Origin of the sequence: Enterovibrio nigricans DSM 22720 (genome assembly GCF_900167155.1) — a bacterium.
Taxonomy (GTDB): domain Bacteria; phylum Pseudomonadota; class Gammaproteobacteria; order Enterobacterales; family Vibrionaceae; genus Enterovibrio; species Enterovibrio nigricans.
In genome coordinates, this window is record NZ_FUXU01000027.1 from 16,709 (window position 1) to 28,694 (window position 11,986).

General features: G+C 45.9%; 12 protein-coding genes. 8 read left to right on the forward strand and 4 right to left on the reverse strand.

Going from position 1 to position 11,986, the window contains the following annotated elements:
- Positions 1-15: 15 nt before the first annotated feature.
- A complete protein-coding gene (locus B5D35_RS11420) occupies positions 16-1,020 on the reverse strand; it encodes a porin (protein WP_078752708.1) in 1,005 nt (334 codons plus the stop codon).
- Positions 1,021-1,537: 517 nt separating this feature from the next.
- Between B5D35_RS11420 and dinG the strand changes: the two genes are divergently transcribed.
- The 6 genes from dinG to B5D35_RS11450 all read left to right on the forward strand — a co-directional run bounded on the left by dinG (position 1,538) and on the right by B5D35_RS11450 (position 7,898).
- Positions 1,538-3,616 carry an ATP-dependent DNA helicase DinG gene (dinG, locus tag B5D35_RS11425; RefSeq protein WP_078752709.1) on the forward strand — a complete coding sequence of 693 codons (2,079 nt, stop codon included), beginning with the start codon at positions 1,538-1,540 and terminating at the stop codon, positions 3,614-3,616.
- Between the two features lie 10 nt (positions 3,617-3,626).
- Entirely contained in the window at positions 3,627-4,400 is a 774-nt protein-coding gene (locus tag B5D35_RS11430) for a TSUP family transporter (RefSeq protein ID WP_078752710.1), read from the forward strand.
- 18 nt (positions 4,401-4,418) lie between these two features.
- Positions 4,419-4,967 (forward strand): primosomal replication protein PriC, encoded by a 549-nt coding sequence (gene priC / locus B5D35_RS11435; protein WP_078752711.1) that lies wholly within the window; start codon positions 4,419-4,421, stop codon positions 4,965-4,967.
- Positions 4,967-5,893, forward strand: a complete 927-nt coding sequence (locus B5D35_RS11440; RefSeq protein WP_078752712.1) for a histone deacetylase family protein — start codon at positions 4,967-4,969, stop codon at positions 5,891-5,893. Before priC ends, B5D35_RS11440 begins: the two co-directional genes overlap by 1 nt.
- Entirely contained in the window at positions 5,886-6,068 is a 183-nt protein-coding gene (rsmS, locus tag B5D35_RS11445) for a pleiotropic regulatory protein RsmS (RefSeq protein WP_078752713.1), read from the forward strand. Before B5D35_RS11440 ends, rsmS begins: the two co-directional genes overlap by 8 nt.
- 411 nt (positions 6,069-6,479) lie before the next feature.
- Entirely contained in the window at positions 6,480-7,898 is a 1,419-nt protein-coding gene (locus tag B5D35_RS11450; protein ID WP_078752714.1) for an alanine/glycine:cation symporter family protein, read from the forward strand.
- A gap of 64 nt (positions 7,899-7,962) precedes the next feature.
- On the opposite strand, the gene B5D35_RS11455 is transcribed toward B5D35_RS11450, so the two are convergent.
- From B5D35_RS11455 to B5D35_RS11465, 3 genes are all read right to left on the reverse strand, one after another.
- On the reverse strand, positions 7,963-8,202 hold the full coding sequence (locus B5D35_RS11455; RefSeq protein ID WP_078752715.1) for a TIGR02647 family protein: 240 nt from the start codon (positions 8,200-8,202) through the stop codon (positions 7,963-7,965).
- 126 nt (positions 8,203-8,328) lie between these two features.
- Complete coding sequence (locus B5D35_RS11460; RefSeq protein ID WP_342068297.1) at positions 8,329-9,516, reverse strand: MFS transporter; 1,188 nt, start codon at positions 9,514-9,516, stop codon at positions 8,329-8,331.
- Between the two features lie 152 nt (positions 9,517-9,668).
- The gene (locus tag B5D35_RS11465) at positions 9,669-10,574 is read right to left on the reverse strand and encodes a Tim44 domain-containing protein (RefSeq protein ID WP_078752717.1); all 906 of its coding nucleotides are present in this window, start codon (positions 10,572-10,574) and stop codon (positions 9,669-9,671) included.
- A gap of 263 nt (positions 10,575-10,837) precedes the next feature.
- On the opposite strand from B5D35_RS11465, the gene B5D35_RS11470 reads away from it, so the two are divergent.
- Together B5D35_RS11470 and B5D35_RS11475 are read left to right on the forward strand one after the other, a co-directional pair.
- Positions 10,838-11,233 (forward strand): NINE protein, encoded by a 396-nt coding sequence (locus tag B5D35_RS11470; protein ID WP_078752718.1) that lies wholly within the window; start codon positions 10,838-10,840, stop codon positions 11,231-11,233.
- A gap of 126 nt (positions 11,234-11,359) precedes the next feature.
- Positions 11,360-11,959: a TetR/AcrR family transcriptional regulator gene (locus tag B5D35_RS11475; protein WP_078752719.1), complete on the forward strand. Its 600-nt coding sequence runs from the start codon at positions 11,360-11,362 to the stop codon at positions 11,957-11,959.
- Positions 11,960-11,986 lie beyond the last annotated feature (27 nt).

Genomic DNA, 11,986 nt, shown 5'->3' on the forward strand with positions numbered 1-11,986 from the left:
TAAAATAGCGGTTGCTTAGAATTTAACTTCCATACCCAGTACGTAACCAGTATCAGTATCTACGTCTGCGCCATTTACTTCGTCGTCATTTACACCTACTTCTGCATACACTTTCGCGTTGCTGTGCAGTTTGTAAGTGATGTTTGCATACAGGCTAGTGGACTCTTCTTTGGCAAAGCTGCTGCCAGAAGATGGGTCCATATCGATGATGTCATAACCGACTGCGATGTAAGTCTTCTCATCCGCTTGGTAGCCAGCAGAAATACCAAACACATCTACGTCTTTCTTATCAGAAGTATTAGCATGCTTCTTGTACTCAACCTGGCCATAGCTCACTGCGATGTCAAATGCATCAATCGCATAATCAAGCTCAGCGTTAAAGCCGCTTACATCTTCACCAGAGATATCTTCTGCATCGTATAGGTATACACGACCGTCAAAGCCTTCAAAGCGCGCACCGATACGACCGCCTACGATTTGGCGACCATCTGTGGTTTCTGATTTGTCTTGGTCTAAGTCTACGTTAGCACCTGCATAGAAAGTACCGTTGTCGTAAACCCATTTAATAACCTGACCACCTTCTGTTTGCACAAAGCTGATTTGCTCTGTACCCAACTCGTAGTCTTTTTGGTTGCCCGCATCATCAGAGATCAGCAGTTGGCGACCAAAAGTGATAGTACCAAACTCGTCGCTTGCAAAACCAACCCACAGCTCGTCATTCTTAACAGCGCCGCTGTCGTTTGATAGCGTACCGTTGAACTGATCTTCGTACTTGAAGCCCATACCGGCAACAGCATCAAGGCTATCTGTAACAGCGATTGCTGTTGTCAAAATCAAGTCCGCATCATCAATACGCAGATTCGCGTCTTCGGATTTGCTATAACCTTTAAAATACTGAATTTCAGCTGCACCGCTAAGGTCCACTACTACGCCGTCTGCGTCGTATAGGTTAACGCTTGCTTGTGCTGCACCAGCAGTCAGCAGAGCTGGAACTGCCATAGCTAGAACTGTCTTTTTCATGTTAATCCACTGCCTTTTCTTTATTAGAATGGAATTCCTGTTCCAGGATCCCTTTTATAATTGCACCCGTCACAAAGTCTCAACGACGTCACAACAAGTACGCTTTAACTTCGAAACTTAGAGTGCAGAGAAATCTAAAATCTGTCAAATCAGCAAAAAACAACATCAAAAAAACAAAATTGCGTTACACCACAACCACATAGGGGATATATACCGAGTTAGGTCACAATCCTGAAATCTTATTGTCAATTTTCTGTAAACTTACACGCAAAACACCACCAGAATAATTAACCTAATTCACCATGTAAAACACACAAAAACAGAATATTAAACTACAAATTATCAACATAAATAGTGAATGGCATTCCCCTTGGATTTCATAGTGATAGCTAATATTAGTTCAATCGGTATTCGTGATCCTCGTCTCAAAAAATAAAATAAATGCACGAATACTTGAACTCTTTCACATTCTACAAGCGTGTTATACTACGGCTCCCAACCTAACTTTGTGCCAAACATGCTTAGTCAATCAGTCAAAAAAGACATTCGTTGCAGCTACGAGAATTTGAAAGCGCAATTGCAAAATTTTATACCAAGAAAGGCACAGAACTATTTGGTAGCAGAAATCGCCAAAACCCTTGCGGGGGAATACAACCCTAAACGTCGTATCATCGTAGCTGAAGCTGGAACAGGCATCGGGAAATCAATGGCTTACCTAATGGGTGCAATACCGTTTGCGCTCAACAATAATAAGAAAGTCGTTGTGTCTACCGCGACAGTTGCGCTACAAGAACAGCTGTTTGAGAAAGACCTCCCTCTGTTTCGTCGCGTACTTCCAAAAGAATTCAGTTTTGTATTAGCGAAGGGGCGTCAGCGCTATTGTTGTGCGGAAAAACTGGCTTCTGCCGCTGGTGCAGAGGGAGCAGGACAACAAACACTTTTTGAGCAAAAACCTAAAAAATCGGATATTGAACTTATCAATACCATGCTGAGTGCATTGTCTCGCGGCAAATGGGATGGTGATAGAGATGCTTGGCCAAAACCTATTCCTAACCATATCTGGCAAACGATTGTGTCAGATAAGCACACGTGTCACTCCGGACTCAGTGCTCACCGCCAATGCCCTTTCGCGAAAGCCAGAGAGCACCTCGATAAAGCCGATGTCATTGTCGCGAACCACAGCTTATTAATGGCGGACCTCGAATTAGGTGGTGGCGTCATTCTTCCCGAGCCAGAGCAATCGCTATATATGATTGACGAAGCGCATCACCTGCCAATCGTCGCCAGAGACTTTTCGTCAGCCGCAGCCAGCTTACTCGGTGCGTCAGCATGGTTAGAAAAACTGAACCAATCTGCGTCAAAAATTGCCAATGCCGGGGATATAAAAAGAAGTAATCGGTTTTTAGACAGCTTGCAGTCGGGCATTCAAGTACTCATTCCTTCGTTACGCACTGTCAGAGACATGCTACGCCAATTGCCATTGAGCAAGGATGGCACCTATCGTTTTGAAAATGGCGAACTACCCGATGCGCTGGTTACCGAAGCCAAAGAACTACAAAAAGCAGCAAAAAAAGCGACGCAATCTTTAGGGAAGTTGCACGATCTGATTGCGGAACGGGTAAAAGACGGAGAAATCCGCAGCAGCCTTGCTGACCCGATCATGGCCGAATCCGCTTTCTTTCTACAGCGTCTCGAAAATCTCGAAAAGGTCTGGACATTGATGGCGCAGCCCAATTCTGACAAAGGTGCACCGCTAGCACGTTGGATTGAGCAGTGTCCAGAAAAAGAAAGTGATCTCATTGTTCATGTCTCACCACTGGAAATCGGATGGCGACTTGATCAGCTTCTATGGTCGAAAGCGGCAGGCGTGGCGTTATTATCAGCAACACTCAGAGCATTAAACAGCTTTAACTATTTTTGCCGTCAGGTTGGTTTGGATGAAAATGACGGCACACGGTTTCTTGCGCTGCCTTCGCCATTTAACTACCAAGAAAATGCGCGACTGGTCGTTCCATCAATGCCCTGTGAGCCACAAGAAGACAAGTTCACTGAAATACTGCCAGATGTCCTATTCGAATATCTGGAGGGGCAGACATCGAGCTTGGTGCTCTTTTCCTCATACTGGCAAATGAACCAAGTCGCCGACAAAATGCGCGCGCAAATGAAAAAGAATGCTTGGGAACTGCACGTGCAAGGCGAGTCTTCACGCTCCGTAATTTTGGATGCCCACCGTAAGTGTTGCGAGAAAGGGAAAGTCAGTGTCCTCTTTGGTACGGGTAGCTTCTCTGAAGGCCTTGATTTACCCGGCGACCAGCTTACTAACCTCATTATTACTAAGATCCCGTTTGCCGTACCGACGTCGCCCGTCGAAGAGGCACATGCTGAATACATTGAAAGTAAAGGTGGCAATCCATTTTTGCAAATTGCAGTACCTGAAGCCAGTAAAAAGCTTGTACAATCAGCGGGTAGACTACTACGCAAAGAACATGATTCGGGAAGAGTCGTACTGCTTGACCGGCGCATCATAAGCCGACGCTATGGAAAAGCCCTGCTGGATTCCTTACCTCCGTTTCAACGTATTATCGAACACACGTAAGAATATAAGAATGCTTGAACTTATGGATCCTACCGCCATCGCCATTTTGGCTGTGGTGGCTTTCTCTGCTGGTTTTATCGACGCAGTAGCTGGTGGAGGTGGCATGCTCACCGTCCCTGCATTGCTTTCTATTGGCCTTCCACCCCACGTTGCCTTGGGTACAAATAAACTATCCGCCACGTTTGCTTCTTCAACCGCTGCCATTACCTATTACCGTAAAAAACTGTTCTCTCCTGAATTTTGGAAACACGCATTCGCCGCTACCTTCATTGGCGCCATATTCGGCACACTATTGGTTGATTACATAAGTACTGAGTGGCTAGAAAAGGCCCTTCCGCTCGTCATTTTGGCCACTGCGGTCTACACCATCTGGCACCCACAACCTAAAGCTGACAATCATTTCTTACCGAAAGTCGACCCAAACCTAAGCAAAAAGCAATGGGGGCAAGGCCTAACACTCGGTTTTTATGATGGAGTCATCGGCCCAGGCACGGGTGCATTCTGGACAGTCTCTTCAATGTCTCTTTATAAGATGAACATTTTGCTGTCTTCTGGTCTCGCTAAGGCCATGAACTTCACCAGTAATATCACGTCGCTCGTGACCTTTATCATGCTCGGTCATGTAAACTGGGCCATCGGGCTAACCATGGGTGTATGCTTGATGTGCGGTGCATACTTGGGTGCAAATTCCGCCATTAAGTTTGGCGCAAAATTTATTCGCCCCGTCTTTGTTACTGTAGTGGTCGTACTTGCCGTAAAACTCGCTTATAGTGCTTGGTTTTAACACCACTGTTGAGAACCCATGGATTTAACCCAATTAAAGTCAGAGTTGCAGTCACTCGCAACCAAGGCTGCAGACATTGATAGACGACGAGGTGAAGGCGCAAAACCTTTGTTCGACGAGCGTCTATTCACCTGTTTGTCGCGTCTGTTAAGTCCATGCGTGACAGAAGCGAGAAGTGTTGTTGATACACTCGAACGTGAAAAGGAGAGTGGAAGACTCTCCAGCCTTCGTGCAGCACACCTTTGCGAAAAATTAGTAAATCAAATAAGTGCCCTTCAACGAGAAGTCGCTACGGTATCAGTCAGGGCGAAAGAAAAGACGTACGCCCCAAAAATGCGATCCTCTATCAGCCAGCTTTACCAGGATTTAGCGCAACATCAGGAATGGGAAAGACGGCTTTCTGATATGGTTAGAGACGCTGAATCCAAACTAGGGCACTGTGGATCGCTATCTGAGCAGCAAGCGGCACAAAAGCTTCTGTTAACGACCGAGAAAAGGCTTTTACGCTGCAGGGAAGCAAAGCAAAAAATCGAGTCTCGAATTTCATTCAGGGAAAAGAAAGGCTGATGCTACCTGTCGTTTATCACCCGATATACTCAGATTTTCCTATACCTGATGGACACCGATACCCCCTTTCAAAGTACCGGTTGTTAAATGAGTATCTGGCCGACAACTTATGGCCAGTGAGTGTGTATACACCTTCAGCTATTGATACTTCCGCGCTGAAAGAAATCCATGCTGCGGAATACGTCGATACTCTCCTTTCTGGCAGCATCCCGTTGGTCAAAATGCGACGGATTGGATTTCCCTGGAGCAATATCCTTGTGACGCGAAGCCTAACATCCTTAGGCGGCACAACATTAACCGTAGATCTCGCTATAGAGCACGGCGTCGCTATTCACCTCACTGGCGGCTATCACCACGCTCATTACGATTTCGGAAGCGGTTTTTGCCTATTTAATGACTTGGTGTTAGCAGCTAACCATGCGTTGAAATTCGAGAATATCGATAAAGTTCTTATTGTAGATTGTGATGTTCACCATGGCGATGGCACCGCGAGTCTGACTGCAAACCGAGCAGACATCATCACCTTATCGGTACACTGCGAAAAAAACTTCCCCTCTCGCAAGCCCGACTCGAATATCGATTTTCCGCTCCCTATCGATACCGACTCCGAAAATTATTTAAACGCGTTTTTACCCTGTTTACGTCTTGCACTTGCCCAGCACCAACCTGACATGGTGATTTATGATGCAGGCGTAGATATCCACCACGCCGACGAACTCGGGTATCTCTCCGTATGCCAAGATGGCATTTCGAAAAGAGATACTGCCGTTTTTGAAGCTTGCAGTGCCCACCAAGTTCCTGTTGCCGCTGTGATTGGGGGAGGCTATCACACTAATCATACGCAATTGATACCTTTACACGCAGAACTCATTCGCGCAGCAATCAATACCTACTATCCCACGACTTGGAATACAAACCATGACTGACCACGGACTAGAAAACGCGCTAGAAGATGTAAAACTGGCTGTTGATTTAATCTACTTGCTGGAAAGCAATGAGGTTGATCCTCGTATTGCACTTAGTGCATTGAACATGGTGAAACAAGATTTAGAGCGAAAAATCCGTGAAGACAGCCCAAATTCCGACTCCTCGTCAGAATAAGCTAACAAAAACGCGCCGCAATCGTTTTCCTCTTTAAAATCATTTCCTTCATGTTAACTCGACTAGCACTTTCTGTTGCTATGAATTGGTTTTTATATTTCATTCGTCTAATTATTAGCCAATCGCGCAAATTATAAGATGCCCATTCCACAAATTTGAAGTATTATCCTGCCGTTTTTCTTAGTCTGGCTCTTCGCCAATTAAGAAACTGGCCGTAGAAGAAAACTCAAATGGAATTGGAGAAAGCAGGGAGCAATCCTTGCACGCATACTGGCCATTGATCTCTGCACGGAAGCGTCGCCAGGGTGGCTTTCACCCAAGGCAGAGAGCTGAATAAGGAAGTTTCAGATCGTTTGTCGCCTCCTTACTCGCTCAACTGCTTCTTTTATTTTGACGACAGTAGAGTTTGTTATGACGGAACTAAAAGAACTATTTGTTTCCTTTGTCGATGCCGGGAATGGCTTATTGTGGGGAAGCGTACTTGTTTATCTTTTGATCGGCGCGGGTCTGTATTTCACTTTTCGTACCGGTTTCCTGCAATTCCGCTCGTTTGGGCACATGATTCAACTCATCAAAGGTAGCCGTGAAGGTGCCGATGGTGGTATTTCCTCTTTCCAAGCATTCAGTACCAGTCTTGCAGCACGTGTAGGTACCGGCAACATGGCTGGCGTGGCAGTTGCAATCTATCTGGGTGGCCCAGGTGCCGTATTCTGGATGTGGGTAACAGCCCTTGTAGGTATGTCCACCAGCTTTGCCGAGTCTACGCTCGCACAGGCATACAAAATTAATCACAAAGACAACACCTTCCGTGGTGGTCCGGCTTACTACATTGAAAAAGGCTTGGGTCAGCGTTGGTTGGGTATCGCTTTCGCAATCTGTTTGATCATCGCATTTGGTTTGGCCTTTAACGGTGTTCAATCAAACTCAATTGCAGCAGCAATGAACACAGCGTTTGGTACGGATAACACCTGGGTGGGTATCATCCTTGCACTGGCAACTGCGCCAATCATCTTTGGTGGCATGCGCTCTGTAGCACGAGCAGCAGAACTGATCGTGCCATTTATGGCGATTGGTTATTTGCTGGTTGCGCTTTACGTTATCGCTATCAACATCACTTTGCTGCCAGACGTCTTCGCGACCATTATTGGCAGCGCGCTAGGCTTCGAACAAGCGGCTGGTGGTGCATTGGGTGCGGCGATGATGCAAGGTATCAAGCGCGGTCTGTTCTCAAACGAAGCAGGTATGGGTTCTGCGCCTAACGCCGCAGCAACAGCGACAACCAGTCCGAACCACCCAGTGGCTCAAGGTTACGTTCAGATGCTGGGTGTATTCATTGACACCATCGTTATCTGTACAGCAACCGCCGCTATCATTTTGCTTTCTGGCATGCTGGATCCAAGCAGCGAACTGACCGGTATTGCGTTAACGCAAGCGGCGTTGGTTCAGGAAGTTGGTCCATGGGGTGCAGGCTTTATCGCCATTGCTATCTTGTTATTCGCATTCACCTCGCTGATTGCTAACTACTCGTATGGCGAGTCGAACATTGAATACATCTTCAAGAGCAAAGTGGCTATCAACATCTACCGTGCAGCGGTACTGGCGATGGTAGTTATCGGTGCGGTTGTTGACCTGCCAACTGTTTGGGCATTTGCAGACCTATCGATGGGTATGATGGCTATCATCAACCTTATCGCGATTCTGGCTTTGTCAGGTATCGTTATTGCACTTCTGAAAGACTATGAATCGCAAGTAAAAGCAGGCAAGAACCCAACTTTTGATCGTAAGAAGTTCCCTAAGCTGGACAGAGATATCGACAAAGATGTTTGGTAAACAAAAATAACAACACAACATCAAAAAAGGGAGCCTTAGGCTCCCTTTTCTTTGTCTATATCAATCAATGTACGGATTTAAGAATCCTCAAAGCCTCTTTGGCATGCTCCACAGCATCACGACCAATTGAAGTCAAATACCCACCGTCTTTTGCCGTCACCAACTTTTTGTCATACAAGCGTTCAGTCGCTGCCACCAAAATAGGATCCGCATCGCTATGAACCTTAATGCCCGTCAATTCCGATGACAAAGAAAACTTTACCAACACGTTCATTTCATCAATTAACTCAGAAGTAAATGGCATATCGCCTCCGCTGTTTCTTTCTGTTTGATATGACTATAGCCCTTCCTGCGTATGGGAATCTGTGCCGAGATCAAGAACAGGTTAATGCGTGCTAGAAAAATATTAAGCGGTGATAAAAAATATGATTTAGCCCACATCCTCGGTAGGTCTGGTTCTCCACCACACGACTTCATTTCCCGCCTCTGGAGATAACGGTACCATTCTGGCAAGCATCAAAGAACACAATGCGAGGCCTGTACCAAAGAGAAACACTGCGCTAGGGGAATGTAACCACACCAAACCCATCACCGCAGGGATAACAACAGCAGCAATGTGGTTGATGGTAAAACTCACACCCGCCGTCGATGCGATATCTTCTGGGTCGGCGATTTTTTGAAAATAGGTTTTTATGGCAATTGCCATAGCAAAAAACAGGTGATCGACAACATAAAGCACACCCGCCATTGTTGCGTCTTCCACAAATGCATAACCGGTAAACACAGCTGCCAATCCAATATATTCCACGGTCAACGCGCGCTTCTCACCGACTTTTCCAATCCACGATCCTATGCGTGAAGCAAATAACATATTGAACACATAGTTGACGATAAACAGGAGGCTTACTTCACCCACCGAATATTCGAATTTTTCCACCATCATAAAGCCCGCAAATACGATGAAAATCTGCCGGCGGGCACCGCTTAAAAACGTGAGCCCATAATACAACCAATAGCGTTTACGCAAGATCAACGTCTTTGCCTGAACATGTGGAGACGAAAAGGATGGAAAACTGCTCCACAGCACAAGAGTTGCTATGAGACCAAAAAAGCCAAACAGCATATACACCGCATTGTAACTGGCACTGAACAATTCCATCATCACCCATACTGTGCCGTAAGCAAGAAGGCTGGCCGCACCTTTCCACGCAAGCACCTGCCCCATAAAATTGGCACTTTTGTCTTTGTCTATCCATTGCAGCGTGAGTGATTGATTTACTGTTTCGAAGTAGTGAAACCCAACAGACATCACGAGTGTGGTTAAGTAGAGTCCATATTCGCTCGGGAACCAGCCTGTCACCACGACACCAATACACATGACAATCAACGAGAGAATGGCAAAGCGTTGTTCTTTAATCCAAAGCAAAAGATAGATGGCGGTAAAAGCGAGAAAGCCGGGCACTTCGCGCAGGCTCTGCAAAATCCCAATTTCACGTCCTGTAAAACTGGCGCGCTCAACCACAAAATTATTTAGCAGTACATTCCAGACAGAAAACGTCATTGCCATGATAAACGCCATCGCAATAAGAAATACGGGGGGTGTACGAAGTATTGACACAGAAAATCGTCCTATATGTTGTTTGTCATCGTTCCCTGACAGTTGTTACTACTCTACCTGCATTTTCCTTTTTAAACGAACCAACAAAAATAATGAACAAAAAAAAAGCGGCTGATAATCAGCCGCTTTCGCATTTGGAGGAAGTCTTGTTGTTACGCTTGGATACCAACAATCAACCATGGCGCATTTGGACGCGTCATATCGCGCTCAAGGTGCCAGATGTCCGTAATGTCATCTTCTACGCCTTCTTGACGATCGCTATAGCGGCCGCTGAACTGAAGGCTGAGTTGCGCACGGTTACTGTCGTAATCAGCACGGACGATTTCTGCATCCACATACATCACTTCAGTATGTTGCTCGCCATCCAGTTTCCGACGCTCTTCCGCTAAATCGTTATATAGCTCAGGCGTAACATACTCTTGAATCGTTTCAAGCTGGTTGTGGTTCCACGCACCCTGCAGGATTCGGTAGTGTTCACGCGCACCATTAACAAACCCAGACATATCAAAATCAGGTGGGAAGTTAAAAGGTACGTCGTTATTTACTGCACCAAAACCACCTGTAGATGAAGTCGCCGCTGCTGATTCACGGAACTGAGGCTGTTCGTGGTAGTAACCTTTTTGTTGCGATTGTTCTGGCTGCTGTTGCTGGCCACCCGCATAGGCTTGCTTGTTATGCTGGCTAATCGCACCATTTTTCGCTGCCATAAGACTTTTGAAAATCTTAAACAAAACGAACGCAATTACCGCGATGATGAGGAAATCCATCATCTGGAAGCCATCAAACGCACCACCGAACATTGCAGCGATCAATCCACCTGCCAGTAAGCCACCCAATAGGCCTCCCATTAATCCCTTCTTAGAAGAAGATTTAGCCGCAGAAGACGGATCACTTTTCTTGTTAAGTGTGTTTGTATTTGTAGGTTGAGATTTCGGCGCAGGTGCGGTCTTAAAGCTCTTACCAAAAGACTTACCGCCGCCAAATTTCTTCGCTTCTGCATGTGGGGCAGATACCACCATCACAAACATCAGCGCGAATAGAGAGAAAAAGCGTTTCATTCTGAACCTTTAAAGTCATTCCATTACTGCACTCTAGCTCAACAAGAGTACCGAGTACAAGGTAGTATCATGCTAGACTGACGCTCTTGAAAGTCAAACCAAGTTTGACGGGAAAATGTTACGAATCATTTTGTTCGTCACGGCTGCATTTCTTTCTTTAGCGACAATTCAGCAAAAAACGTAAGGAAATCTTCCTATAGGGGCGAATTTTGCAAACGATTTGCTTTACACTCTAGCTGTTTCATCTGTTTTAGGTTCAGTACATGAATGATACACACAGCAAAGTCATCGGCTACATCTTGTGGATTTTTGGTTTCCTCGGCGCACATCGTTTCTACTACGGTAAACCCGTCACCGGTACCATTTGGCTATTCACTTTTGGATTATTAGGCATTGGTTGGATTATCGACCTCTTCCTCATCCCGTCAATGGATAGAGAAGCAGACCTTCGTTTCCACAGCGGTCAATATGATTATTCTGTTGCATGGATACTGCTCACCTTCTTAGGTGTATTTGGTATACACCGGATGTACATGGGCAAGTGGTTGTCAGGTATTCTCTACCTGTTCACGTTCGGCTTCTTCTTCATTGGTATCATCTACGATTTTTGGACACTGAACGAACAAGTGTCTATCAAGAACGCCAAGCGTTTCTCCTAGATTTCACCTATTCCATGCGCCTCTAAAACCCCTATGTGTTGGTTATGAGAGGCGCATTGCTTGCCCTTTTATTTCGTCACTTCTAAAATATCGAACAATGTTCACTATTCTAGGTTGCATTCAGTAATGGCCCGCAGGAACGACCATAGTCGCGAAGAATTGGTTGAATTGACGCTAACTTGCGTTGAAGACTACCTTAAGACTCAACCCTATCACTCACTCAGTCTCCGTAAAATCGCAGCGATGATTGGTTATGTCCCCAGTACCTTGGTTAATGTTTTTGGCAGTTATAACATCCTGCTTTTGCATATTGTGGCGAGAGCCATTGATGAGCTTCGCAGCCAAGCGGCACAAGCACTGTCGGCCACATCGGAGCCCAAAACATCACTGTCTGCGCTTGCACACCTCTACCTCGATTTTGCCGCTGAAAACCGCTATCGCTGGCAGTTGATCTTCGAGCACAGTATGCAAGGAGACAAACTCCCAGATTGGCAAAATGATCGCATTCAAAGCATGACAGGATTGTTAGAGGCACTACTGAGAAAGCTGTCTCCCGACAAATCTGATGAAGACGTGATTCAGGCTAGCCGCGTTTTATGGGCGGGCGTTCATGGCATTACCCTACTCAGTGTGGACGACAAACTTTTCACAGATGTTCCGGTCAATGGTGGCGAGCTGATTGATAACCTGCTTTCAGGTTACTTATCGGGCTGGGTTAGCCACTAAAAGGCATGCAAATGACGATGTGAATAC